Here is a 26,418-nt window from a genome sequence, read left to right as displayed (position 1 = left end):
CCTTATCAAGGCATTTCTGCCTCAGCACGAAAATTATAATGATTTCACAATCTCGCAACAAATGTATTTTTCATATATCTTACATATCAATTTATTATAATAACTGCATGATCAGCTATGACTACTACCGAATCTTCTATTATGTCGCTTCTTCCGGCAGTTTCACGAACGCAGCAAAGCTTCTGAATAACAGCCAGCCGAATATTACCCGCTGCATTTCCAACCTGGAAGCTCAGCTTGGCTGCCGGCTCTTCATCCGCACGAGAGGCGGTGTCACGCTGACTTCTGCTGGCAAGGAGCTCTACCGGCACGTCTCGGCTGCAGTGGTTCAGCTGGATGCTGGCGAAGCTGCTGTGAATTCCGAGATCGGCCTGAAATCAGGCATGGTGACCATCACTGCTACCGATGCCGGCATGCGGCTGATTCTTCTTCCGGCAATCACTGAATTCCGAAAGAAGTATCCGAAGATCCGCTTCCGCATCACCTCCATGAATACACCACCTGCCATTGATCAGGTCGAAATGGGGATGGCAGATTTTGCCGTTGTCACCGATCCGCTCTCCCTGCCAAAAACCTGCCGCAGCACGGTGCTTTCGGATATGAAAGAAAGGCTCTACGGCACTGAGGAAATCAGAAAAGCTGCAGAAAAAGAAACTTCTCTGCTGCAGCTGATGAATCATTTCCCGCTGGTCACGATGAACACCGGATCAAGCACGCGGGAATACTATGAATTATTCTTTCTGAAGCACCATATCCCATTCCGCCCGGCTATGGAAGCGTCGAGTCTGGAACAGGTCGGAGCTGCGATCGCAGCCGGGCTCGGCATCGGCTTTCTGCCTGAGAAGCTGGCAGAAGAAGCCAGATATCCCGGCACTCTGCAGGAGATTCCGATCCGGGAAACCCTGCCGATCAGGAAACTCCATCTGATTGAATCCGGATCAAGGATTCTGCCGCCGGCAGCACATGCCGTTATTTCGCTGCTGAAGAACCGGTGATCCAGCTTTCGTCACAAGGATTGTCGCGGAACGCCAGCAAGGCGCTGACCTGGTCTCTGCGGATGCGGTTTTCTTCGACTGCGATTTCCAGCAGCGTGTCATAATCCGAAGCACTGTAATTCACGAGATGATGTTCCTGCAGACGATCTGCAGCTTTCTTCATGCCATACGTGAAGATCGATACGATGCCGAGCACTTCGCATCCTGCTTTTCTCAGCACTTCTGCAACTTCGACACATGATCCTGCGGTTGAGATCAGATCTTCGATGACGACTACCTTTGTGCCTGGTTCGCACTTTCCTTCAATCTGTCTGCCGCGGCCATGATCTTTCGCGCTGGATCGCACATATCCCATCGGAAGGCCGAGGATTTCAGCGGTGATTGCCGCATGCGCAATGCCAGCTGTGCTCGTTCCCATCAGCTGCTGGCATTCCGGGAAATGTTCCCTGACCAGTTCTGCTAATGCATGTTCCACGTCGCTGCGCACGCTGACATCCGACAGCGTCAGGCGATTGTCGCAGTAGATCGGCGACTTGATTCCGGATGCCCAGGTGAACGGTTCCTCCGGTCTCAGAAATACCGCACCGATTCTCAGAAGATCTGAAGCAATTTCCTTTTTCATGCATATTCTCCTTCCGTGAATTCCTGCATTGCCCTGCGATAGGCAGCGACAGGATCTGCTGCACCTGTGATGGATCTGCCGACCACGATATAGGTGCTGCCGAGCTTTCTGGCCATTGAAGGAGTCGTGACCCGCTTCTGGTCTCCTTTTGCGTCTTCGGCAAACCGGATACCTGGCGTTACGGTCAGAAAGTCTTTCCGTCCGAGATGCGGACCATTGCCAGCACGATGCTGGTGAAGACCATCGGAACGATGACCAGCTGCAGGGATCTCACGAAAAGCTGTCCGATGATGTAGAAGAGGCCGATGGCACTTTCATTGCCGGATGCGGAGATGTCCGCAAACAGAAGATGATTGATGACGTTCCAGCTATCTGAATTCCCCGATGCATTCAGATGCTCGCGCAGTGGGATCACGCCAAGTCCGGCGATGATGGCTGCACTCATGGCAAACAGCATTCTTCTGGTAAGACTACGTGATTACTTCTGCATTTCCGATCTCCCTTTCGTGAAAAAAGCCTCCAGGCAGATGGCCATGGAGGTTCAAGTTCACAATATGCAGTTCCGCTGCATTTCTGCAGTCTGTACCCGGACCAGCTATCATCGCCTTCATGGTATCTCGTACCATATTAAAGACTGCTTTTTCCTGGGAGAATTATAGGCACGCCCGGACAGGAGGTCACCAGGAATTTCCATTACATTTCTGCCGAGACAGAAAAACCGCCGGAATGGCCCGGCGGCTGAGAATGAGCAATGCGATTACTTGTTCTCTTCTGACCAGAAGGACTTAGCAATCTGCGAGCAGACTTTTGCGTTGTTGTAAACCAGATGGATGTTGGAATCCAGCGAATCGCCGCCCGTGATGGAAGCGACTTTTGCCAGCAGGAACVGCGTGCACTCCTTGCCCTTGATTCCCTTCTCATCCATTTCCTTGATCGCTTCATCAATTGCAGCATTGATGACCTTGTCATCCATTGCATACTCTTCCGGAATCGGATTTGTTACCAGCATGCCGCCCTTGAGGCCAAGGTCATGCTGAACACGGAATGCCTTTGCGCACTCTTCCGGGGTATCCAGTTCATAGTCAACCTTCAGTCCGGAATGACGGGAATAGAATGCAGGCAGCTCCTTCGTTCCATAGCCGATGACCGGAACCCCATGAGTTTCCAGATACTCCAGCGTTAAGCCGAGATCGAGAATTGCCTTTGCACCAGCACAGACAACCATGACCGGAGTATTTGCGAGTTCTTCCAGGTCAGCAGAGATATCGAAGGTCTGCTGTGCCCCGCGATGGACACCGCCGATACCGCCGGTAGCGAAGAACTTGATGCCGGCCATGTTGGCAATCATCATGGTCGTCGTGACGGTGGTAGCACCATCCTGGCCTTCTGCGCAGAGCACTGCCAGATCGCGGCGGGATGCCTTTGCGATCTTGGTTCCCTTCTTGCCGAAGTATTCAATTTCCTCCGGAGTAAGACCAGCCTTCAGGCGGCCGCCGATAATGGCGATCGTTGCCGGGACAGCGCCATTCTCACGGATGATCTTCTCTACATTCAGAGCCGTCTCCACATTCTGCGGATAAGGCATGCCATGAGAAATAATGGTTGACTCCAGAGCCACGACTGGCTTGCCGGCCTTGACAGCTTCAGCTACTTCAGGGTTCACATCAAGATATTTGTTCAGCATTTTCGTATTCCTCCTTATGAATTTCTATTGCTGAGTGGTCAGAAGTTTTTCCTTGACGGATTCCACCGACATATCCGGGTTGATGGTATCCGCACCTTCGACTGCAATCGCTGCTGCAGCACTCGCCCAGGCTGCCGCATCGATGAGATTGGTTCCTTCGAGATATGCCCATGCCAGGGCTGCCATGAAGGCATCTCCGGCACCGGTCGCATTCTTCATCTCTGCTCTGCAGCAAGGATACGTGAGCATCTCATGGTGATCTGCCGCGAAGACTCCATCTGTACCAAGTGAGATGAATACCCGGTGCAGACCGGTATCCAGGAGAACCTTCGCGGCTTTCTTCAGATCTTCCTGGTTATGGATCTCAACGCCGCTGAGATGTTCTGCTTCAATCCGGTTCGGCTTCAGCGTATGCAGTTTCCCGAGATAAGGTTTCAGCTTATCCGCCTTGGCCACGGAAACCGGATCCGCGAAAATCGGAGCTGTGACATGTTCTGCAATATACTTAATGGATTCTTCCGGAATATTGGTATCGATGATGACGATCTGCGCATTATTCAGAATCGTCAGGTTATGGCTCAGATAACGAGGTGTGATCTCCTCGCAGATGGCCATGTCATTCACGGCAAGAGCCATATCTCCATCCGGATCATTCAGGAAGATATACGTGGAAGTTCTTGCGCCTGGAATCTTTCTTGCATGGCTGATATCAATGCCGAGATTCGCACAGCTTGCCTCGATGCGCTGAGCATAGCCATCATCTCCGAACGCAGTCAGAAACCGCACATCCACTCCGAGCAGAGACAGATTGTGAGCAATATTTCTGCCGACGCCGCCAAGACTCGTCTGAGCCTTGCCCGGATTGGAATCTCTGGCAACCAGCGGTGCAAACGACTGTCCGCCGATATCGATGTTCACGCCGCCGACGACCGCAACATACGTTCCGGAACGAAGCACATAACCTTTGCCTGCAATATACCCTTTCTTCATCAGATTGGAGATATGCACGGCAACTGCGCTCCTGGAAATGCCTGCTTTCTTTGCAAGCTCTTCCTGGGAGATCATCGGGTTTTCCTCAATCCACTGAAGAATCTGACGTTCTCTCTGTGTCATTTGTTCTCCTTTGCTTTTGCTTATTTTGCAGCTTTTGTTTACTAAACCAGTATAGGCGCAAGCGCTTCCAAGTCAACAGCAATTCTCTGTTTTCCTGTTCTCAGATTTTCTCTATTCTGGCCTTCCGAGAAAAAAAAGGCAATCCCCTGAAACATGGGAGCCTGTTCATTTTCAGAAGCCATAGCTGCATAAGCAGGTGATCAGCGAGAAGACGCCGAGAATCGATGCAAGAACCATCAGCAGCCGATGAAACTGGCGATCCGTGATCCGAAACTTCCGGCCATCCAGTTTTTCAAACAGCAGATAGATCATGAAAATGCTGAGCATCGTCATGACGATACTCAGCAGATGGATTCTGGTCAATTCCTTCATCATCTCTGCCGCTGACACAATCAGAGTATAGCATGAGAGAGGCAGAGAACAAATGCGATTATGCGGCAGTCCGGGCAGGACGCAGTCTTCTTCTGCGCAGCAGCGAAGCATTGCGGGCAGCAGCGGGCTTCATGCCAGGCACCTGTCCGAACGCATTCAGAATCAGATAGAAGCACAGGCTGCCAAGCAGGATCGAAGCCCATGCAGGAACGCCGAAGGTTGAAGGCAGAATCCCGGCAATCACAGATACTGCAGCCGTCGTCAGCGCATACGGAAGCTGCGTCTTCACATGATCGAAGTTGTCGCAGCCGGCACCCTGCGAAGAGAGAATCGTGCAGTCGGTGATCGGCGAGCAGTGATCCCCGAAGATACAGCCGGTCAGAGAGCAGCCGATGCATAACGGCAGATAGCTTGCCGTAAGCGCCGGATTCTGTGCCACCATCGATGCCGCAATCGGAACCGCCATCGGCAGGGCGATGAACATGCAGCCAAAGGAACCGACCGCAAACGACACAGCACAGCAGGAGAGGAACAGGAATGCAGGAACAAGCTGCCATGGCATATTTCCTGAGATCACCCCTACGGCGTAATAAACCGTTCCGAGATCCTTGACCACCCCGGACAAAGCCCAGGCAGTTGTCAGAATGACAGCCGTCGGAAGAATCTGCGCACAGCCGGAAATGAAGGCGTCGATCGCTTCCTTCAGCGTGAATGCATGGCTTATGATTCCCATGAACACAGCCACCGCGGTGCCGAGCATCGTTGCCTCAAAGATCAGGAATACCGTATCCGCCTGGCCGAATGCAGTTGAGAGATTCTGCATCGTAAACGGTGCGTTCTCGGCCAGAAGGCCGGCTTTCACAGCGTTTGCTCTGCCAGTCACGTAGAACATGATCAGTGCATATACAAACAGGACTACCAGCGGAACTACTGCATTCCGGACTTTTCCTTCTGTTTTCTTCCCGGTGCTCTGCTTCTTCTGCTCTGCTTCATAAATCTCGGAATCCCTGCGCAGCGGCTGACCGTTTCTTGCCCTGGTCTCTGCTTCCAGCATCGGCCCGAACTCTCTTCCGGTCAGAGAAGACTCCAGAATGAAGATCAGGCAGAAGATGCAGTAGAAACAGAACGGAATTGCCTGCAGGAACAGCTGATATCCTGACAGATTCAGCTGTGCATTTTCAAGTCCCTGATTGATGACCGACACTTCTACAGCAACCCAGCTTGAGATGATGGCAATGCCGGATACCGGTGCCGCGGTGGAATCCACAATATATGCAAGCTTCTCCCGGGAGACATTCAGCTTATCGGTGATCGGCTTCATGACCGGTCCGACGATCAGGGAATTCGCATAGTCATCGAAGAACACGATGACGCCGAGCAGTTCGCCGACCAGGCTCGCCTTGCGGGCACTGTTCACCTTACGGACCATCTTCTCCGCCATCTGCTCGAAGCCGCCGCTTCTGCGGATCACTTCCACCATGCCTCCGATCGCCAGGCACGAAATCAGCACTGCCACATTATTGCGATCAGCAATCGTATTCACGATCCGCGTGCAGGTTTCGTCGAGAATCAGATACGGAGCTTCTTTCTGAAGACACATCCACATCATGACCCCGCTCACAAGACCTGCCAGCAGAGAAAGAATCACATCCTGGAAACAGAATGCAAGCAGAATGGTAATGGCTGCCGGAATGAGGGAAGCCCCGCCGAGGGCTTTGCCAATGGAAGCTGCCGAAGAAAGATCAGCAGTTTCAGCAACAGAGAGTGAAGCAGAAATACCAGCAATGACAAGAACTGCACATACGGCTGCCGCTGCAGCCTTCCTGAGACGAACCGGGTGAGAATCCATACTGTGATCAAGCGCTCCTTATTGCGCAATATGTCACCATTCTTCTGACTTTTACTGTCGAGCCGATCCTGTATCTTTTCACGGCTCCCCTATTCGATCAGGAGCATGCTTCCATGTCTGCGGCTATCACAAACACATTGATAACAATAGCACCTTGCTGTCCTACTTCAAGATGAAACTTTTGCGAATTTTTCGCCTTTCTGAATCGCCCTCACTTCTGTAAATAAAGCCCATGATCAAGCCGTATTCAGCAGTTCATAATCCGATCAAATTCATCAAGAACTTCAGAAAACAGCAGAATCCGGAAGAAGACAGACACCTGGAAGCAGGCATATATGGATCCGAAACAGGGCACAGAAAACCCGCAGCTATCTATGCCACGGGTTCCTGCTCATTCTTTCAATTCAGATTTCCACGAAGACCTCAGCACCCTGGTGGCAAATCGGGCATTCTTCCGGAGGAGTTACTCCCTCACAGACATATCCGCATACTCTGCACTTCCAGGTCTTCATCAGATCAAAAACTTCTGCACCCTGATGGCAGACCGGGCATTCTTCCGGAGGAGTTACTCCCTCGCAGACATATCCGCATACTCTGCACTTCCAGGTCTTTATCAGATCAAAGACTTCTGAACCCTGATGGCAGACCGGGCACTCTCTCGGAGGCTGTTCTCCCTCATAGATATAGCCGCAGATCCGGCACTTCCACTTTCTGACCTTGGCTCCTGGTTCTGTGACTTCCTCATAATCACTTTCAGACTTCCTGGTTGCCTTCAGCTTCCGATAGGAATCAGCGCTCTCTCCGAGATCCTGTTCTCTGGAGTGATAAGTCGTATGAAGCATCTTTTCCGCAAGCTCAGAGAGCGGTTTCCCATAGAAGGACTCATACAGCTCATTCAGCTCCTGGTTCCTGGTGCTGACCTTCTCATCCATTGCGGCATCTTTCTGAAACAGGCCTTCGATCCGTTTTTTTCTTGCTTCATCAGCCGTTTCCAGATGCTTCGGCTGACCTCCGCCGCCAATACAGCCGCCCGGGCAGGTCATGACTTCGATGAAATCAAAGTCCTCCAGCTTCTGTTCTTCCAGGAAACGGCGGACATTTGCCGTTCCGTAAATCACTGCAGCACGCAGGCAGAGAGACTCTGTAAGCTGTACTTCAGCAGTCCGGATGCCTTCATACCCGCGCAGTGCGGAAAGATGCAGCAGCTCTTTCGGTGCCGGCTTGTGATTCAGGTATTCATATGCCGCTCTCAAGGCTGCTTCCATGACGCCGCCGGTCGCTCCGAAGATCACGCCGGCACCGCTCTTCTCAGACATCAGGGAATCGTAATCCGACTCCTCAAGAGAGCTGTAATCAATGCCGGATTCCTTCGCCCAGCTGATGAGCTCTCTCGTCGTGATGCAGAGATCCATGTCTCTGAGTGATGGTTCATTCCAGAAAGAAGCAGAATCATTCATTTCTTCTCTGCGGATCTCAAACTTCTTTGCGGTGCATGGGGTCAGGCACACATTCACGATCTTCTTCGGATCGATGCCTCTCTTTTTCGCATACCAGGTCTTGATCGTCGGTCCCTGCATGCCAATCGGACTCTTGGCCGATGAAATATGCGGCAGCAGATCAGGATAATAGGTCTCTGCGAACTTCACCCAGGCCGGGCAGCAGGACGTAAACTGCGGCAGCGGAGCATGCTTTTCCGTGACACGGCTGAGCAGTTCCGAAGCTTCTTCCACGATTGTCATATCTGCCGCAAAATCGGTATCCAGCACGATATCAGCCCCCAGCGCGCGAAGCAGCGCAACCATCTTTCCTTCTGAGAAAGTCCCCGGCTTTTCTCCGAATCCCTCTCCCAGAGAAACCCGGACCGATGGCGAAGTAGATACGATGACCAGCTTCTCAGGATCTGCAATCGCCTGCTTCAGCGCAGCAACCTCGCTCTTTTCCGTGATCGAATCCACCGGGCAGACATTCGCACACTGTCCGCAGTGGATGCAGATCGGCACATCCCCTGTTTTCTGCAGGTCGTAATACGTCAGAACCGAGATCTCATCCCGGCATACGTCCCGGCAGTTCCCGCAGCGGATACAAAGTTCCTCACGCCGCTCAATTGATGGATTCTCCGGGTCAATCGGAACCCGGATCTCCGGTGATAGATGTCTAGTCATCCTGATGTCCTCCTCTGTTTATGAGTCTGCCATCTCACCCAGAACGGCAGCACCCTTTTCTCAACTATGATTTCTCAGCAGAAGTTTGTCTACACAAAGATACGATAATCTCCGAGCCCCAGGGCTGTTCAGGAGCAGCCAGAAATGCATGATCATGCACATAAAAACCGCATAGCTCTGCGGTTTTCATATCTATGGAGCACCTGACGGGAATCGGACCCGCGTCTCAACCTTGGGAAGGTCGCATTCTACCATTGAACTACAGATGCATCTTTCAAGTACTTTTTTATATTAACCCACCGGAGGATTTTTCTCAACATGCTGATACAATGTCCGGTATGGAAATCACCCTTGAACAAGCCTTGCGTCTGACCAGCTGGTTTCAGAAAAATCAGCGCATTCTCCCCTGGCGGAATACCGGAAATCCTTATGATGTCTGGCTGAGCGAGATCATGCTGCAGCAGACCAGAGTAGAATTTGTGAAAGAACGCTTCCTGCAATTCCGTAAAAAACTTCCGGATATTGCCTCGCTTGCAGAGTGCGAAGACGATCGGCTGATGAAGCTCTGGGAAGGCATGGGCTATTACAGCCGGGCAAGAAACCTGAAGAAATGTGCTCAGGCAGTCATGCAGGAATATGATGGCGTGCTGCCTGCGGATCCTTGCAAGCTGAGAAAGCTTCCGGGAATCGGCCCGTATACGTCCGGGGCAATCGCCGCCATTGCCTATGGCATTCCGGTACCAGCAGTTGATGGCAATGTGCTGCGGGTGCTGGCAAGACTTTTCTCTGATCCTTCTGATATCCGGAATCCGGAAACCAGAAAGTCTTATGAATCAGTCATTTCAGATTTCTATGAGAACCATCTTTCTGAAGCAGAGAAAGCTGATCCGGCGTTTGTTTCTCATTTCACCCAGGGATTGATGGAACTTGGTGCACTGATCTGTGTTCCGAATGGAGAACCGCATTGCGACAGCTGTCCCTGGAAGCCGTTCTGCACGGCACATCTGGAAAACAGGACGGATGAAATTCCTTACCGGAGTGCTCTGAAAGAGCGGAAAGTAGTAAAGCGCACGCTGTTTGTGATCCGGGATGGCGAACGCTTCCTGCTGAGAAAGCGACCTGCGCATGGACTGCTGGCTGGATTATATGAATTTCCCGGGATGGATGAATGGCTGGACGCCAGTCAGGCAGCCGAAGCTGCCGAGCAGCAGTTCCATGTGATGCCATTGCGGATCAAGCGGCTGCCGGATTCAAAGCATCTCTTCACGCACCTGGAATGGGATATGCGGGCATATGAGATCCGGATTGCCGATCTGAGCACCCTGAAGGCGGAGAACTGTCTGCTGCTGACAGAAAAGGAACTTGCTGAGACAGCAGTTCCTTCTGCATTCAAGGCAGTCAAAGCCTGGTATTCTCTTTAGTGTCTGAAGCGGGCAAGGATGTTGCTGAAGAAGCCATTGCCGCTCTTCTCTGCTTCCTTGACCTGCGGAGTTACTTTCTGTGGCTTGATATCCATCTTATCCGCCATGGTCTGCCGGCGATAGCTCTTCTTCTTTTTCGGCTGGCTGTTTCCGGAATGTTCCTGGTTCTTCTGCTCAGCCTGTTTCGGCTGAGTTTTCTGGTTATGGGAGCCGGAGTGATTCTGATGGTTCTGATAATTCTGTTTCTGATCAGAAGAATCGTTCTTTCTGCTCTGATTCTGGTTATGGTGAGGATCAGCCTTCTTCTTCGGCGGGTTCTGATTCGGCTTCTTGGCGGAAGACTTVTGTTCCGGATTCTTTTTCTGTTCTGACGGCTTTGCTTTGTTCGGCTTGTTTCCGGAATGATTGTTCTTCCGGTGATTCTGCTGCTTCATTGCAGGTGCTTTTGCGTCAGTCTTTTCAGCCGGCTTAGCTTCCGGAAGCGGGCTGCCGTTTTCTCTCGTCCACATAGCAGTATTGTCGCCGCCCCTGTGGAGCAGAAACTGTGCTGCGGTATTCAGATCATGGAAGCGGTAGTTCTTTTCGAACTGGATTCTTCCGGTCTCGGTTTCGCCGAGAATTCCTTTCTCCGTCATGTCCCGGAACAAAGAGCGCATGGACTTCATTTCCTGAGGTCCGTATGCCTTCATGGTTGTCCCGGCGAGAATTTCAATGCACTGCGGGTTCACATAGAGGGCCCGCGCATTGACTGTCGGAGCAGTGAGTATGATCACGTTATCATTTTTTGTCATTTCGATTGATGCCTTTCCTGGTTCATAAGGGTAAATTGCGATGATCTGATCTGCCATCTCATCGCAGCGCTGCAGAATGTCTCTGACGGTCCATGTATCCTTCTTCAGAAGCTCCGTATTCATGCGGATGTGGAGGGTTTTCGAAAGAACGGACTTCTTGAATGCGAAATCCTGATTGCCCATCCGGGTATTGTCATACTCCGCACAGAGCGTAAGGTTGCCGATCAGATTTGCATAGAAGGCATATTCTTCTTCATCCCGGGCGCCGCTGTGCTGCTTCCACCACGCATCTGGATGCTGGGGCATGATGTGCTCGATATTCAAGGCAGAAGTATCCACTTCAGCCGTAGCCTCGTAGTGCTCGATCCGCTCCAGAACCGGGCGGATGCACATCAGTGAATAAGCATTAACTTCTCTCAGGCAGCTGCGCAGCTGGCTGTCAGTCGGCATTGCCAGAGCCTTTCCGCGGTTGTTGTTGACGAGAAATACACGAGTGATCTCCATGAGATTCTGATGCGTCTTCTGCCAGCTGTTGAGAACAGAACGAAGCAGCTGCGGGAAATACCGGCTGAGCGAACCGCTGTCCATTCCGCAGAGAGACCGTCTCATCAGATACGTATCCAGCAGGCGGATCAGATCCATCAGCGTCTTCAGATCAAGCTTTCCTTCGTCATGAAGACTGAACATGCCCATCAGGAACGGAGCCGGAACCCTGGTTTCATTCCTGCGGAAATTCTTCAGCACTGCTTCCAGCTCCGGTTCCTCGGCAGGTCCGTTCACAATGGCATTGTAATACCGGCAGAAGCGATTGATCTCCCGGAGCTTGGTTTCCTTATCTGCTTCCAACGCATTCCAGAAATCCTTGAATCCTTCGTACACATCTCTGCGATTGAGCAGTTCATACGTTCTGGATGCCAGATAATACCGGAAGAATTCTTCCAGCTTATGAGAATCCGGCATCATCTGTTCCAGCGGCTGCCAGTACATGCGGTAATTCCGCTCCTGCACTTCGCTGGTATCATTCATCAGAATATAGTTCCGGATCATATCTGCAGAAGTCAATGGAGCACCCGTGCTATTGATGGACTCGAAGATCTGCTGTGCATTGTCCTGATCGGAAAGCGGAAAAGCCAGGATATCCATTCTTCCCAGCGTATCCAGTATCTCAGCCAGAGAATATTTCTGGGCTGCCTTCTCGATTCTTCCGTAGATATAATCGTAATTCCGGTAGACCGTTGTTTCCTTCTCTTTTTTCGTGAGATCAGTCCAGCTTCCGTAGACAAGCTTGGCATAGACATCGTCTTCCGAAACAGCAGGCTTCAGGCGCAGCCGGGCTTCTTTCGAGGCATGGCGGTTATAGAGATAATAGTCATCAATCATCCCTTCAATCTCCGCATCATTCTTCTCCTTGGCCACCCGCTTGAGGCAGAGCAGGAAGATGAAGGAAGTCGTCAGACGCTGCTGGCCATCCACAATCTGAATCTCCTTATACATCGCACCGAGATCAGATTCGGTATAGATCAGAATGCCGAGGAAGTGATTCCGGCTGCGATCCGCAAGCAGGCCCTCCAGGTCATCCATGAAATGGGCAGTCTCACCGAAAGGATTCCAGGAATAATTTCTCTGATATACCGGAATCACGAGCTGACTGCCCATCATCGATTTGATAAAGTCAGACATCGTCGTTCTGACTGGCTGTTTGATCATTCTTTCATTCCTTTCAAGGCGAAGTAATCATATCACAGACCCGCCCCGGTGTCTGCGCGGCGATTCTGCGCTGTCCGGGATCGTTCTGATATGGAAGCAGGGAAAACCAGAATATTGTGATGAAACTTTTCTGTTTTTTCTGTTGTTTTCCGAATTCCGTTATGATAATATACATGAGCAGTCGCTCTGGCGAGTTGGTGAAGCGGCTTAACACACCGCCCTTTCACGGCGGCATTCACGGGTCCGAATCCCGTACTCGTCACCATATGGTTTTAGGGGTGTCGTACAATGGTAGTACATCGGTCTCCAAAACCGCTAATGGGAGTTCGATTCTCTCCACCCCTGCCTTAACTGGAAAAGTCGAACACGATCAGCGAATGATGTGCGGCTTTCCCCAGATAACACTGTGCCTCGTATGAGGCTTTTTTTTGCGTTCTCAGAAGAAAACAAAGAGGAGGAACCGCATCCCCCGTTCCTCCTCTGTTCGTATTCAGGCTGCTTTCTTCACATCCTTGAACTCAGTGCCATTGGTCAGCACTACAATGACCGTGTCCGGATGGCCGGCTGCCTTGATCTTCTTCCGATCAAACTGGAGCAGTTCCTGACCAGCCTTGACTTTGTCGCCCTGCTTGACGAATGCCTTGAAGCCGTCGCCATTCATATTGACGGTATCCACGCCGACATGGATCAGCACCTCCATACCGGTATCAGATTTGAGACCGACCGCATGATTCGTCGGGAATACCATGACCACTTCGCCGTCAAACGGTGCATAGACCACATCATCACTGACTTCAATTCCGATTGACGGACCCATCGCTTCGCCGGCAAATACTGCATCCGGGATTTCAGATGCCGGAATGATCTTGCCATTGACCGGAGAAAGAACGACACCTGCTTCTGTGGTGATTGCGGTTTCCTTCGGAGCTTCAGCCTTTTCGAACGCTGTCTTTTCAGCCGCTGTGCCTTCTGCTTCGACTGCATCAGCCTCAGCATCTTCTTTCCAGAGGATGTTCGTCAGAACGAATGCCAGGCCTCCGGAAATCGCAAGAAGAATCGTATAGACCAGCGGATTGTTGATCGTGAGATAGCCCGGGATTCCGGTTACGCCATATGCCGTAGCACCGATTCCGGAGAATGCCGCAAACAGCGAGCCGACTGCGCCGGCGATCATAGCCGCGATGAATGGCTTGAAGAGACGCATATTGACACCGAAGATAGCCGGTTCCGTGATTCCTAACGCTGCCGAGAGCGAAGACGGAACTGCAACGGACTTCATCTTTGCATTCCTGGTCTTGAGACCTACTGCCAAGCAGGCACCGAACTGTGCAAAGTTCGCTGCCGAAGCGATCGGCATCCAGGTATTCAGACCGCCGGCTGCCAGCATGCCTGCTTCGATGATGTTATACATATGATGCAGACCCATGACGACCGTCCACGGATACAGCGCACCCATTGCCGCAGCCCCGAACGGATTCTTGACCAGCACCTGTGCACCGGCAAGCACCCAGTTCTCAAGCTGTGCGAAGATCGGGCCGATGACGATGAACGTCAGCAGGGCCGTGACCAGCACGGTGACCAGCGGAACCACGAAGAGGTCGATCATTTCCGGGACCTTCTTATGGAGCCACTGCTCCAGCCTCGACATGAACCATACCGATATGATGACCGGAATGACATGTCCCTGATAGCCTACCTGACGGACTGAGAGGCCGAACAGATTCCAGGTCGGAATCGCGCCTTCATAGCTTGCGACAGCCCACGCATTCACCAGGTTGGAATGAATCATCAATAGACCGATGACCGCACCCAGATACACGTTGCCGCCGAAGACCTTTGCCGCAGATACTGCAACAATAACTGGCAGATATGCGAACGCGGTATTCGCTACCATATCCAGGAAGTTATACCAGTCGCTTGCCGCAAATCCCGGAATCGCCTTGCCGAGTGCTTCCACAAGACCCATCATGAGACCAGAAGCTACGATCGCCGGCAGAATCGGAACGAATACATCGCCCAGTGCTTTCAGCATCTGCTTCCAGACCGGCATCTGCGCTGCCGCAGCTGCCTTCACGTCTTCTTTGGTCGCCGCTGACAGACCCGTGATATCAAGGAACTCGTCATATACCTTATTGACGGTTCCTGTTCCGATGATCAGCTGAAGCTGACCATTGGAAGAGAAGACTCCCTTGACGCCCTCGACATTTTCGAGTGCTTTGACATCAACCTTGCTGTTATCCACAATTGCAAGGCGGAGCCGTGTTGCGCAATGTGCTGCTGAAGCGATGTTGTCTTTTCCGCCCAGATGACTGTAAATCTCTTCCGCGCACTTCCGATAATCCAATGCCATACCCTTTACTATTCTCCCCTCGTTGCTTATAATCCGCTTCCGTCCAGAAGCCCGAGCATCTGAAATCCCTTTTCAAGCCCGTCTTCCTCTACAGAAGGAACTACCACATTGCTGATCTTCTTCAGAGTCTCTGCACCATTCGCCATGCAGACAGATGTTCCCACCGTCTGAATCATGGTCAGATCATTCATCGAATCGCCGAATCCATACGTATCACTCAGCGGTACCTTCAATGCTTCTGCGATCTTACGGATCCCGGTCCCTTTATCAAACGCACGATTGATCAGCTCTCCATTCTGACAGCTCCCATGTGCTCTGACTTCCTGGATCACGAAATCAAATTCATCTCCGAGCATCCGCTTCGGTTCCTCCAGCTGTGATGAATTCTGACACATGATCACAACCTTATATACGGGTGCTCCGTCATATTCTTTCATCGGCCGGATCGAAAGCGACTCTGATAACGCTTTCCGCCACCGTTCGATTTCAGAATTGTCCGCATCCGCATTCTTCAGGAAGTCGCCGAGATTCTCATCTCCATAGGTTGCATTCTTCGCTTCAATCGTGCAGAATACTCCGTTCTTATGAAGTACTTCCAGACTTCTTTTCAACTGTTCATCTGTCATCGGATGATCATAGATCACCTTGTCATCCAGTGTGACATAGCCGCCAGCCGAAGCCACCATGCCGTCAAACGGATACTTCAGTAACGGTTTCAGCATGGCATAGTTCCGTCCTGTGCAGAGAAACACCAGATTTCCGAGATCTCTGGTCCTGCGGATTGCCCGCAAGGCACTCTCTGGCGGAACATTGGATCCAGCCGGAGTCAGAGTCCCGTCAATATCCAGGAAGATTAGTTTCATTCGCTTCCCCCTATTCAATTCAGGCAGACACCGAAGCAGTCTGCCGTTTCTGTTTACCATAATTATACGTTAGGAAGAAAGCCCTTACACTCAGAAAAATTGAATTTCGGTACAGAAATTTCTGATGGCGAAACAAATCGTGAAAAAAAGCAGCGGCAGAGAGAGAAAGTTTTCTCCCCCGCCGCTGCTAGTTCAATGCCTTATTCTTTCCTGCGGCGATCCGCTGCCTGCGCAGCAATCAGAGCGATCAGAAGGATCACCATGCACACGACAGCGATGGTCTGGATCGAATTGCTGGAATTCGTTCCCAGAACAACAGAGCCATCCGCATCCGTTACCGGAACCAGCAGGTCTCCATTTCCATCACGGGAACAGAGCACCGGCGACATATCAGCCTGCGAAACTGCATAGACATTCGCTGCACTCTGCAGGGAAGCCGGAAGCTGATCTTTCGCAATCCGCACACAGTACAGATTATCGGAATTCAGAACTGCTGATGAAGCAGAAAGATCAAAGGCGGCAGTATTCTTTTCCTTGATTCCGAGGTCTGAAGAAGTCAGCGCATTGAGCAGACCGCTGTCTGCGGTTTCAGAAGCAGCGGCTTCTGCATCGGCAATCACCGTGATTCTTCCATCACCATAAGGATTGCTGTAAGTATCAGGAACCTGCTCATTCTCCAGCGACTTGAAGAAGCTGCACATCAGCTCTACATCAATGACATTGTCATCTCCGTTCACGATGGCCTCATCGTTCTGGAACATTGTCATGCCATCGCCGCACTGCGTGTAGTAGTAATCATTGATCACCAGCAGGTATTCCTTTTCCAGATCCAACGGCTCGCCGCCGATCAGCACATTGTTCACGCGGTAGTCGCCGTTCTCATAGGAACCATCTACTCCTAAGAACATTCCCTGGCTGTCTTCCGAGACTTTGCTTTCTTTCGACAGATCGATCTGATAGCTCAGATTTCCGCCGATCATGAAGCCGCCGCATTCTTCCGGAGACTTCCGTGCCCCCATCTCCAGGCAGTCGACAATCTGCTGTCCGGTTGCCTTGATTTCCGTCACATGGGTATACCACGGGAAGACCGTGAGCACGCTGGTATAAGTCACATCTCCTGCCAGGATATCTGCGCGGATTGATCCGCCATTGAGCAAAGACAGATCTGCCGGCTCAAACCCATCCAGATTGCTGGATGCCCAGACATAGCCATCGGTCAGGAAGTCTGCCATATTGCAGTCACGGGTTCTGACCAGCCGCACGCTGCTGTCCGATGGATCATAGATCTTCAGATCATAATCCGTATGTCCGACCACTTCCGCCAGATATGCATACTGATCTTCTACTGCAGAAACTTCCGAAGCCATGTTCTGATAAGCTTCGCTGCTCTTCTCCTCATCCGTGATCGTATCAATCAGATGGCTCTCTGCTGCACTGATCTTTCCATCCGCAACCGTCAGCTTCAGGCAGCCGATATTCTCCAGCTTGGTGCCGGTGCTGGTCAGAAGAACTTCCTCGCCATCTTTGTTCTCAATCTGTTCGCCTGCAATGACGGAATGCGCATGACCGTCCAGGAACACATCGATTCCATCTGTATTCTCGATAATTTCCGGACTGGACCAGCCATCCGTGACACCCTCATCGCCGATATGCCCCATGACGATGACATAATCCGCTTCGGTTCTTGCCTGATCAACCGTCTTCTGAATATAGGCATAGAAGTCTTCCGGAGTATCCGCATTGAACGTGTACTTATACGTCTGTCCGTCATCTTCCATGAAGTACGTCGGAGTTCCCTTGGAGATCGACTCCGGAGTATCCAGACCGACAAACGCGATCTTCACGTCGCTTCCGTCCACTTCAAAGTCCTTTACTTCATAGCCTTTGCTTAAGACGAAGTTTCCATCCATATCTGTGAAATTTGCACAGATATACTCGAGACCAGGATGATTCTTCACCTCATCCAGGAACGTATCCACGCCGAAATCAAACTCATGATTGCCCGGTACACACAGATCATAGCCAAGCTTCTCCATCAGATCCATGGACGCAGTGCCATCCGACAGCGTGTCGAACACTGCTCCCTGAATGGAATCGCCATTGTCTACCAGAAGAACTCCAGCCGCCTGTGCCTGTGCCTCTGCCCGGACTGCCGCAATGCCGGCATAGCCAAGCGAAGAAGAAGTTCCGGTCAGACCGGCATTGTCCGAAATTCCTCCATGCACATCATTCGTGTAAAGCACGATGATGTCAGAAGAACCGGCACCGATGTCCCCGAAGGTCGTACCTGCCGCCCGCACCGGCTGCAGACATAATCCGAAAGCCGCAGACAGCGCCAGCAGAAAACCAGCAAATCGTTTCATTATCTTTTCCTCCCATACAGAAATCACTGCAGGCAGAACAGATTTCTTCTCCTTTCTCTATGATGTATGTATTTCTGCACTGCAATTCTGTAAGTTCAGTATAGTTCTTTGTACAGATTTTACAATTGTCCGATCGAGACAGAAAACGCTATCTGTACAGATAGCGCTCAGTTCGTATTCTTCGGTTTGATTCTCAATGGCTTGATCCGCTTCAGCACCAGTCCGGCAATGTATCCGGTCAGAATTCCAGCCGGAATGGATCCTAAGAAAAGATAAGGAAGCAGCACGGCAATTCCTGGCTGCATATAGAACAGCATGACTACGAACANCTGACCGACGGAATGCGCGATCGACATCAGCACCGACGTGAACATCAGCGAGGAATTCAGCCGGTCCAGAAGAATCAGCACCAGGCTCGAAAGCAGCACGCCGCCCGCACTGATCCAGAACGTGCTCCCGAAAATCGTTCCTCTTAACAGATTTCCGATGACTACCCGCATGATGTTGACGATGATCATATCCTTCACGCCAAGCAGGCGGATCGTGATCAGCGCAACAATATTCGCCAGTCCGATTCTCAGCACGCCGATGATCGGTCCGATATAGATGGACTCCACCAGGTTCAGCACGATCGCCATCGCACTGAGCAGAGCCAGATAGGTGAAATGGCGGTTCTTATCGATCGTCATTGTGCAGCCGACTCCTCCGGATAGATGATGATGTTATTCGGCAGGCAGGTGATCGGAATCGGATCATCCACCGATGCCCAGCCCATGCTTGCGCAGATATGGTTCGGGCATTTCTCATTGATGACTCTCCACTTGCCGTCCTTGACTTCCACCTGCAGTCCGCCAGTATCTCCGTCTACGGTATAAATCGCGTCCACATTCGGATCAAATTCCTGAACGATCGTATTTCCGTGCTGGATCGCGACCTTCGTCCCCGATGATTCTGCGGGAGTATTCCGGTTCAGCACGACCAGTGCAATCAGAGCTCCTGCCGCAATCAGGATCAGTATCCACAGTTCTTTTTTCTTCATAGTGAACGCATTATATCATCTCTCCACAAGGGAAACAATGATCGAGCTTCCCCTGAATCAATGCTCGTTTTCTGCCTTCAGAATCGCATCCATGCCCTCTGCATAGCCTGCCCAGCCATGGCCTTTGATCTGGGTGAGGCAATAAGGAGCCTCATAGGAAATATGGCGGAAATCCTCCCGGCTGCTGATATCGGTGATATGAACCTCCACCACCGGAACCGGTGCAATTGCTTTTACCGCATCTGCCAGCGCAATGCTGGTATGCGTATAAGCACCCGGATTGATCACCACTCCGAGCATATGCGAAAAGTAAGCCTCCTGGATCCAGTCCACCAGATCTCCCTCATGATTGGACTGGCGGCAGTCTGCTTCAATGCCTCTCTTCCCGGCTTCTTCTTTCAGAAAGGCAACCAGATCCTCATAGCTCCCTTTCCCATACAGATTCTTTTCCCGGATACCGAGCATATTCAGATTCGGCCCATTCAGAACCATGATCTTCTTCATCTGTCAAAGCACTTCCTTCTCTCGGTAGACTGAATCATCTTCTGCTTCATGCCTTCCGTATCTTCCTCATCAATCATCTTCCGGAACATCTGCAGCTCCCTCTCGAACGCATCAATCTCGGCAATCAGATAATCCTTGTTCAGGATGAACAGCTCCGGCCACATATTCTCATTGATCTTCGCAATCCTGGTCAGATCCCGGAACGAGTCTCCGGTATACTGCGCCAGATGCGTACTGTCATTCGCATTCATCAGGCAGACCGCAATCACATGCGTCAGCTGCGACAGATAGCCGATCATCTGATCATGTTCTTCCGGGCTCAGCACCGCAATATGATGGAACTGCAGAATCTCAGCTAGCTGCTTTGCTGTTTCGATTGCCGATTCCGTATTCTCCTTCGTCGGCACAATCAGAAAATTTGCCTGACGGAAGCGGTTCGCATCACTGTACGCAATTCCTCTGAACTCTCTTCCAGCCATCGGATGGCAGGCAAAATACTCCACATCCTTCCGGAGAATCCGATTCACTGCTTCGATGACCTTTCTCTTGACGCCAGTCACATCCGTGATCAGACAACCCGGCTTCAGTTCCTGCTGGTGCTCTTTGATCCACGAAACAAACACATGCGGATAAAGCGCAAAGATCACCAGATCACTTCCCCGTACCAGCGAAGGATCCGTGCTTCCTTCCTCAATCCATTCTTTCTTTCTTGCATACGCAACGGCTTCAGGGTCTGCATCAATGCCTCTCACCCTGTAACCCTCTCTGGCCAGACCTTCCGCGTAGCTGCCGCCCAGCAAACCAAGACCGACAATCGTAATGACCGTATTCTGTGTGATCATAGCTGTTCCACCTTCGCGCCAGCTTTCTTCAGATCCTTAAAGAAATCAGGATAGCTCTTGCTGACGGCTTCTGCTCCCTCTATTGTAACCGGAGAATCTGCATTGCATGCAAGAACCGCAAGCGCCATCACGATCCGATGATCATTATGACCATTCAGAACGACACCTCCGGAGATCTTCGTCTTCCCGGAGATCTCAGCAGAGTCTTCCTCACTGTGCATGACTGCTCCGAGCTTCGTCAGTTCTTCTTCCATAGCGTCAATCCGATCGCTTTCCTTGATTCTTAAACGTCCGGCATGAATGAACTTCGTCACTCCTTCTGCCTGCGTCGCTGCGGCAAACAATACCGGTCCGAGATCCGGGCAGTTTTCCAGATCAATCACCGTTCCATGCAGAACAGAAGGTTCAGCGATTACAAGACCATCCATTTCCTTCAGACTTCCGCCCATCTTCCTCAGAATGTCCAGCATCGCATGATCCCCCTGCATGCTCTCCAGATTGATACCATGAATACATACCGGTTTTCCGGAAATCACGCCGAGTGCTTCAAAGAATGCCGCCTGGGAATCATCACCTTCTACCGTGCGCTCTGAAGGACGATAGCGCTGATTTCCGGGAATCCGGATCTCGAGTCCTTCATCATGAATCGTGATTCCGGATCCCTTCAGGATCTGCTCCGTGAGCAGCACATAAGAACGGGACTCATAAGGAGGAATGATCCGGATCACGGAGTCCTTCTCCGCGAGCGGCAGCGTGAACAGCAGGCCGGTGATGAACTGCGAAGAGACATCTCCCTTCAGCACATACTCCCCGCCCGGCACAGGTCCCTGCACCCGCAGGAATTCGTCCTTCTTTTCAAACAGCAGTCCTTTTTCACGGAACAGTTCCTCATAGACGGACTGAGGCCGCTGCATCAGCTTGCCATGCCCGGTGAATGTCACGACCTTTCCGGTCATCGCCGCAAGCGGAATCAGAAACCGCAGCGTGCTGCCCGATTCCCCGCAGTCAAGCACAGATCCCTCATACGAAGACCAGTCTCTGATTCCGGTGATATGAAGTCCGTCTGCCGCTTTCTCAGATCCTGCTCCGAGGGCCTTCAGACACCGCAGCGTCGCTTCGGTATCCTGGTTGTCTGCCACATGATGCAGAACGGAAGTTCCTTCTGCTAATGCAGCAGAGATCAGCACCCGATGCGACAGCGACTTGCTCGCCGGGATTGTCACTTCCCCTTCAGAAGTTCTTCCGGGGAAAATCTTCACTCTCATCGGATGCTTCTCCCGACCGCTTCTGCAACCTTCTTCGCACTAGTTACCAGATGTGCGAACTTTTCCGGTTTCAGAGACTGCGCACCATCCGACATTGCCTGATCCGGATGGTTATGGCACTCGATGATCAGACCGTCGCAGCCTGCCGCAATCGCCGCCAGCGATACCGGCTCGATCAGCTTCCAGTCGCCGGAAGAATGAGATGGATCAATTACGATCGGAAGATGCGTCCTCTCCCGGAGAATCGGCACCACGGCAAGATCCATCGTATTGCGCGTGTACTTCTCATACGTGCGGATGCCACGCTCACAGAAGATGACATTCGGGTTGCCGCTGGACATGATGTACTCTGCACTCATGATCCATTCCTCGATCGTTGCCGACATGCCCCGCTTCAGCAGCACCGGTTTCTTCGTATGTCCGACTGCCTTGAGCAGATCGAAGTTCTGCATGTTTCTGGCACCGATCTGCAGCACATCCACATATTCCACGAATTCATCGAGCTTATCTGCAGACATGATCTCCGAGACAATCGGCATTCCGTTCTTCTGTCCTGCTTCATAGAGATCCAGGATGCCTTCATGGCCGAGACCCTGGAAGGAATACGGAGACGTACGCGGCTTATAAGCCCCGCCCCTCAGCACTTTCGCTCCTGCTTCATGGACTTCTTCGGCAATCTCTTCGACTTCCTTTTTTCCTTCGACTGCGCATGGTCCTGCCATCAGCACGATCGGCTGTCCGTTTCCGATCCTGATGCCATGGCCCAGATCCACAATCGTATCCTGAGGATGGAACATGCGGTTGGCAAGCTTGTAAGGAGCCTGCACACGCTGCACATTCTCAACCCATTCGTTTGCCTGGATCAGACGTTCATCCAGTCTTGTCGTATCTCCGACCAATCCCCATACATTCCAGTTTTCTCCCTGGATGATGCTGACCTGCAGTCCTCTGTCTTCGAACTGCTTATGCAGCTTATCAATTTCTCCCTGCGGTGCGTTCTTCTTCAGGGTGATGATCATAATGTTTCCTCCATTGCCTTTCTGATCTGTTTCAAAGTATCTCCGACCGAGCCTGAATTCTCAATTCTGACATCTGCATAGCGTTCATAATAAGGTCTTCGTTCTTGATAGAGCGACAGAATATGTTCCCGATCAGAAGAAAGCGGGCGATCGCTCGATCCGTACAGCAGATCCACAGGACGGTCCAGCCAGAGAATCAGTCCATTCTCGGCTAATGCCTGCATGTTTTCCTTCCGCTTGATGACTCCGCCTCCGCAGGAGATCACACTCCCCATAGCTTCTTTCAGCGAATAGCAGAGACTGCTTTCGAGGTCTCGGAAATACGTCTCTCCGCGTTCCTGGAAGCAGGTGCAGATCTTCATGCCCATCTCTGCTTCAATCACTTCATCCATCTCGATCCGCTTCTTTCCGGTTTCTTCGGCCAGCAGTTCTGCAATCGTCGTCTTGCCGGAAGTCGGCATGCCGATGAGCACGACGCTTCTTCTCTGATCATACAGAGACTTCATGCATGCAAGGATCTCTGCTTCCGGAATATGCTTGTCTGCAAACCAGCGATCAGCAGCTGCCGCCTGGCGGACGAGCATCTCGAAACCCCCGCAGGTCACGCATCCCTTCAGCTTCGCTTCAAACAGGAACTTCGTCCGCAGCGGATTGGCAATCACATCCACGGCATACTTCAGATGGTCAAATACCGAAGGATCCGCCGGCATCAGTTCATCATGCGGCTTCATGCCAAGCGGAGTCGCATTGATCAGGCACGCATACTCCGAGGCATGATCAAGCAGTTCCTGCATCGTGATGGATCCGGGACTGTGCTTGCGGCTCGTCACGCAGAAGTCTGCGCCAAGCTGCTTCAGTGCACACCGGATCGCCTTGGATACTCCCCCATCGCCGATCACGGCAGTCTTTCCGTTCTTCACATCAATGCCATGAGCCATGATCATATCCCGGAAGCCTTCGACATCCGTATTGTGACCGATCAGCCTGCCGTTCTGATTCACGATGGTATTCACTGCTCCGGCTTCCTGTGCAAGCGGATCAAGCTCATCCAGATACGGAATGACTTTCTGTTTGTAAGGGATGGTCACATTCAGACCATCGAATTCTTTCTTTTCCAGAAACGGTCCGAGTTCTTCTTCCTTCAGCTCGATCAGCGAATAGCAGTCCTGCTTCAGAAAGAAGGAATGAATTTCCGGTGACCAGGAATGACCAAGCGGATAGCCAATCAGTCCGAGTTTCATCATTCTTCTCCTTTCAGCCACTGCCGGCCATGGGCCGATGCAAGCATATCGGCCAGCGTGATGGCAGTCATTGCATCCACGACCGCTCTTGCCCGATGGATAATTGCCGGATCATGTCTTCCGTGAATCTCAATTTCCGTATTCTCCATCGTTCTGAAATTCACGGTTTCCTGCTTTCTTGCGATCGAAGGCGTCGGCTTGATCACCGTCCGGAAGCGGATCGGCATGCCATTGGTGATACCACCGTTGATACCGCCATTATGGTTGGTCTTCGTCACGACCTTTCCTTCTCTGATCTCAAAGGCATCATTTGCCTGGCTGCCATAGAGTTCTGCAAACCGGAAACCTTCTCCGAATTCCACGCCCTTGACAGCAGGAATGGAGAACATCGCTGCAGACAGATCACTCTCCGCAGAACAAAACTCCGGCTCGCCGATGCCTGCCTCCATGCCGAGGACCACCGTCTCGAGAATGCCGCCGACTGAATCAAGCGACTCTGCAGCCTTGCGGATCTCCTGCTGCATCTTCTCTCCGGTTGATTCATTCAGTACCGCAAAGGCTCTGCCGTTCAGAAGTTCCATCTGTTCCTTCAGAGATCCTTCTGAAAACGAATCATCTTCAATGCCATGGAGCGAAGCAATATGGGTTGCGATCAGAATGCCGTGACCTGCCAGCATCTGTCTCAGGATCGAGCCCGCTGCCACAATCGGTGCCGTCAGCCTGCCGCTGAAATGACCGCCCCCTCTGGTGTCCTGGAAGCCGTGATAGCGCATCTCTGCGGTATAGTCTGCATGTCCCGGACGAGCAAGATTCTCGAGCGACGAATAGTCTTTCGAACGGACATTCGTATTGGCAATCAGAATTGCCAGCGGCGTTCCTTCCGTAACTCCGTCTTTCACTCCTGAAAGAAACTGCACTTCGTCTGCTTCATGTCTGCCTGTGGAAATCGCACCGACCGCTCTACGCTTGTCCATGTCCTGCTTCAGCTGCTCTTCATCAATGCGGAAGCCGGAAGGAAGTCCATCGATCACGCATCCGATTGCCGGCCCATGTGATTCTCCGAACAGCGTAACGGTCACTTCATTGCCGAATGTATTCTTCATAGTCCGATTCCCTCCCGGATCTCTTCCTGATTCCATTTCTCGAGATGGCCTTTGCCGAGCTCATCGACCTGAACGATCGTGATCGTATCATGATCTGCTTTCTTGTCATTCTGCACGAGCTGACAGATTTCCTCACGATCTGCATCGCAGGACTGCGGCAGATTCAGCCGGGTGAGCACTGCTGATAATCTCTGCTTCAGTTCTGGATTTTTCAGAATCGTCATCATGCCCATGCCGACACATTCCCCATGCAGATAGCGGTTCATCTCGTAGTAGCTTTCATATGCATGTCCGTAGGTATGTCCGAAGTTCAGCAGCATCCGTTCGCCGTTTTCTTCTTCGTCGTGTTCCACGACCTTGCGCTTGACTTCCAGGGAGCGATAGATGATTTCATCGAGGTGATCCATATAATCATCGTGTTCAAACAGAGCAAACAGTCCAGGATCATGCGTCATGCCCATCTTCACTGCTTCGGCCATGCCTTCCGACAGAAGCCGCGGGCTAAGCGACGAAAGTACCTCCGGATCTGCCAGCACCACCGACGGCTGCCAGAATGCACCGACGCAGTTCTTGATGCCATCGAGATCCACTGCCGTCTTCCCGCCGATCGAGCTGTCAACGATCGACAGCATCGTCGTCGGAATATTCACCCAGCGGATTCCTCTCTTATAGGAAGCTGCGCAGAATCCGGCCAGATCTCCGACTACTCCGCCGCCCAGTGCAATCACGACATCCTTTCTGGACACATTCTCTTCCAGCATCCTGGAAAGAATCCCGGACCACTGGGCGATGCTCTTGGACTCCTCGCCATGCGGCACCACGATCATAGGCGATTGCGGATACTGCTGCTGCAGCAGGTTCCGCCATTTCTCCGGAACCCCGGTATCGCTGATCAGCACCGGCTGTCCGCATTCGCCGATCACTTCCTTCGCCCTTGCAAGAACCCCATGTTCCAGAATAATCGGATAATTTCTCTGTCTGGTATGTACTTCAATCTCCATCGTTCGATCTCCCCTGAAAAGAAAAACCACAGGACATTATCCTGTGGTTCAGATTACTGTGTTCTCTTTACCATTCAGATAATGCCTTCACGCAAAACGGGCCATTATCTGA

At 51.7% G+C, this 26,418-nt stretch carries 22 protein-coding genes, 3 tRNA genes and 1 pseudogene; 4 read left to right on the top strand and 22 right to left on the bottom strand.

From position 1 onward, the window contains the following. The first annotated feature begins 107 nt into the window (after window positions 1-107). Window positions 108-995 carry a LysR family transcriptional regulator gene (locus FYJ51_RS03565; protein ID WP_205946157.1) on the top strand — a complete coding sequence of 296 codons (888 nt, stop codon included), beginning with the start codon at window positions 108-110 and terminating at the stop codon, window positions 993-995. Here FYJ51_RS03565 and pyrE read toward each other — a convergent pair. From pyrE to FYJ51_RS03520, 9 genes and pseudogenes are all read right to left on the bottom strand, one after another. Beyond that, window positions 970-1,617, bottom strand: coding sequence for an orotate phosphoribosyltransferase (gene pyrE, locus FYJ51_RS03560; protein WP_154503279.1), 648 nt, complete (start codon window positions 1,615-1,617; stop codon window positions 970-972). The genes FYJ51_RS03565 and pyrE overlap by 26 nt on opposite strands. Continuing rightward, window positions 1,614-1,811 (bottom strand): annotated as a pseudogene (locus FYJ51_RS03555) (orotidine 5'-phosphate decarboxylase / HUMPS family protein); the annotation flags it as partial. The pseudogene FYJ51_RS03555 and the gene pyrE, both read right to left, overlap by 4 nt. After that, window positions 1,802-2,062 (bottom strand): cation:dicarboxylate symporter family transporter, encoded by a 261-nt coding sequence (locus FYJ51_RS03550; RefSeq protein WP_235897212.1) that lies wholly within the window; start codon window positions 2,060-2,062, stop codon window positions 1,802-1,804. The pseudogene FYJ51_RS03555 and the gene FYJ51_RS03550, both read right to left, overlap by 10 nt. Before the next feature lie 312 nt (window positions 2,063-2,374). Then, complete coding sequence (locus FYJ51_RS03545) at window positions 2,375-3,301, bottom strand: pseudouridine-5'-phosphate glycosidase (RefSeq protein ID WP_154503269.1); 927 nt, start codon at window positions 3,299-3,301, stop codon at window positions 2,375-2,377. A 24-nt stretch (window positions 3,302-3,325) separates the two neighbouring features. After that, entirely contained in the window at window positions 3,326-4,414 is a 1,089-nt protein-coding gene (locus FYJ51_RS03540) for a PfkB family carbohydrate kinase (RefSeq protein WP_154503266.1), read from the bottom strand. A 171-nt stretch (window positions 4,415-4,585) separates the two neighbouring features. Continuing rightward, a complete protein-coding gene (locus FYJ51_RS03535; protein WP_154503263.1) occupies window positions 4,586-4,789 on the bottom strand; it encodes a hypothetical protein in 204 nt (67 codons plus the stop codon). Between the two features lie 55 nt (window positions 4,790-4,844). Continuing rightward, entirely contained in the window at window positions 4,845-6,635 is a 1,791-nt protein-coding gene (locus FYJ51_RS03530; protein WP_105304412.1) for a Na+/H+ antiporter NhaC family protein, read from the bottom strand. A 404-nt stretch (window positions 6,636-7,039) separates the two neighbouring features. Further along, window positions 7,040-8,797 carry a [FeFe] hydrogenase, group A gene (locus FYJ51_RS03525; protein ID WP_154503260.1) on the bottom strand — a complete coding sequence of 586 codons (1,758 nt, stop codon included), beginning with the start codon at window positions 8,795-8,797 and terminating at the stop codon, window positions 7,040-7,042. 195 nt (window positions 8,798-8,992) lie between these two features. Continuing rightward, window positions 8,993-9,066 (bottom strand) — tRNA-Gly (locus FYJ51_RS03520). Between the two features lie 69 nt (window positions 9,067-9,135). Between FYJ51_RS03520 and FYJ51_RS03515 the strand changes: the two genes are divergently transcribed. Further along, window positions 9,136-10,218, top strand: coding sequence for an A/G-specific adenine glycosylase (locus tag FYJ51_RS03515; RefSeq protein ID WP_154503257.1), 1,083 nt, complete (start codon window positions 9,136-9,138; stop codon window positions 10,216-10,218). On the opposite strand, the gene FYJ51_RS03510 is transcribed toward FYJ51_RS03515, so the two are convergent. Beyond that, window positions 10,215-12,716 (bottom strand): DUF262 domain-containing protein, encoded by a 2,502-nt coding sequence (locus FYJ51_RS03510; RefSeq protein ID WP_154503254.1) that lies wholly within the window; start codon window positions 12,714-12,716, stop codon window positions 10,215-10,217. The two genes, FYJ51_RS03515 and FYJ51_RS03510, sit on opposite strands and share 4 nt — an antisense overlap. A 188-nt stretch (window positions 12,717-12,904) precedes the next feature. On the opposite strand from FYJ51_RS03510, the gene FYJ51_RS03505 reads away from it, so the two are divergent. Together FYJ51_RS03505 and FYJ51_RS03500 are read left to right on the top strand one after the other, a co-directional pair. Continuing rightward, window positions 12,905-12,981 (top strand) — tRNA-Glu (locus FYJ51_RS03505). 9 nt (window positions 12,982-12,990) lie between these two features. Then, window positions 12,991-13,061 (top strand) — tRNA-Trp (locus FYJ51_RS03500). A gap of 145 nt (window positions 13,062-13,206) precedes the next feature. On the opposite strand, the gene FYJ51_RS03495 is transcribed toward FYJ51_RS03500, so the two are convergent. The 12 genes from FYJ51_RS03495 to aroB form a co-directional block, all read right to left on the bottom strand. Continuing rightward, complete coding sequence (locus tag FYJ51_RS03495) at window positions 13,207-15,066, bottom strand: PTS beta-glucoside transporter subunit IIBCA (protein ID WP_105304416.1); 1,860 nt, start codon at window positions 15,064-15,066, stop codon at window positions 13,207-13,209. 26 nt (window positions 15,067-15,092) lie between these two features. Beyond that, entirely contained in the window at window positions 15,093-15,929 is an 837-nt protein-coding gene (locus FYJ51_RS03490) for an HAD family hydrolase (RefSeq protein ID WP_154503251.1), read from the bottom strand. A 200-nt stretch (window positions 15,930-16,129) separates the two neighbouring features. Next, window positions 16,130-18,292: a bifunctional metallophosphatase/5'-nucleotidase gene (locus FYJ51_RS03485; RefSeq protein ID WP_154503248.1), complete on the bottom strand. Its 2,163-nt coding sequence runs from the start codon at window positions 18,290-18,292 to the stop codon at window positions 16,130-16,132. A gap of 167 nt (window positions 18,293-18,459) precedes the next feature. After that, entirely contained in the window at window positions 18,460-18,930 is a 471-nt protein-coding gene (locus tag FYJ51_RS03480) for a Gx transporter family protein (RefSeq protein WP_456243033.1), read from the bottom strand. Window positions 18,931-18,977: 47 nt separating this feature from the next. Next, a complete protein-coding gene (locus FYJ51_RS03475) occupies window positions 18,978-19,331 on the bottom strand; it encodes a NusG domain II-containing protein (protein ID WP_154503242.1) in 354 nt (117 codons plus the stop codon). Window positions 19,332-19,388: 57 nt separating this feature from the next. Next, window positions 19,389-19,835: a type II 3-dehydroquinate dehydratase gene (locus FYJ51_RS03470; protein WP_154503239.1), complete on the bottom strand. Its 447-nt coding sequence runs from the start codon at window positions 19,833-19,835 to the stop codon at window positions 19,389-19,391. Further along, window positions 19,832-20,677, bottom strand: coding sequence for a prephenate dehydrogenase (locus FYJ51_RS03465; protein ID WP_154503236.1), 846 nt, complete (start codon window positions 20,675-20,677; stop codon window positions 19,832-19,834). Before FYJ51_RS03465 ends, FYJ51_RS03470 begins: the two co-directional genes overlap by 4 nt. Beyond that, window positions 20,674-21,942 (bottom strand): 3-phosphoshikimate 1-carboxyvinyltransferase, encoded by a 1,269-nt coding sequence (gene aroA, locus FYJ51_RS03460; protein ID WP_154503234.1) that lies wholly within the window; start codon window positions 21,940-21,942, stop codon window positions 20,674-20,676. Before aroA ends, FYJ51_RS03465 begins: the two co-directional genes overlap by 4 nt. Next, window positions 21,939-22,961, bottom strand: coding sequence for a 3-deoxy-7-phosphoheptulonate synthase (aroF, locus tag FYJ51_RS03455; protein WP_154503231.1), 1,023 nt, complete (start codon window positions 22,959-22,961; stop codon window positions 21,939-21,941). Before aroF ends, aroA begins: the two co-directional genes overlap by 4 nt. Continuing rightward, entirely contained in the window at window positions 22,958-24,205 is a 1,248-nt protein-coding gene (locus FYJ51_RS03450; RefSeq protein ID WP_105304425.1) for a shikimate kinase, read from the bottom strand. Before FYJ51_RS03450 ends, aroF begins: the two co-directional genes overlap by 4 nt. Further along, window positions 24,202-25,305, bottom strand: coding sequence for a chorismate synthase (gene aroC / locus FYJ51_RS03445; protein WP_154503228.1), 1,104 nt, complete (start codon window positions 25,303-25,305; stop codon window positions 24,202-24,204). The genes FYJ51_RS03450 and aroC overlap by 4 nt, the downstream gene beginning before the upstream one ends. After that, window positions 25,302-26,306 (bottom strand): 3-dehydroquinate synthase, encoded by a 1,005-nt coding sequence (gene aroB, locus FYJ51_RS03440; RefSeq protein ID WP_105304427.1) that lies wholly within the window; start codon window positions 26,304-26,306, stop codon window positions 25,302-25,304. The genes aroC and aroB overlap by 4 nt, the downstream gene beginning before the upstream one ends. Window positions 26,307-26,418 lie beyond the last annotated feature (112 nt).

Source organism: Stecheria intestinalis (assembly GCF_009696165.1).
In the GTDB taxonomy this organism is placed as follows: domain Bacteria; phylum Bacillota_I; class Bacilli_A; order Erysipelotrichales; family Erysipelotrichaceae; genus Bulleidia; species Bulleidia intestinalis.
Note: the sequence above shows the minus strand (reverse complement) of the source record. Positions and strands in the feature narration are given on the sequence as shown.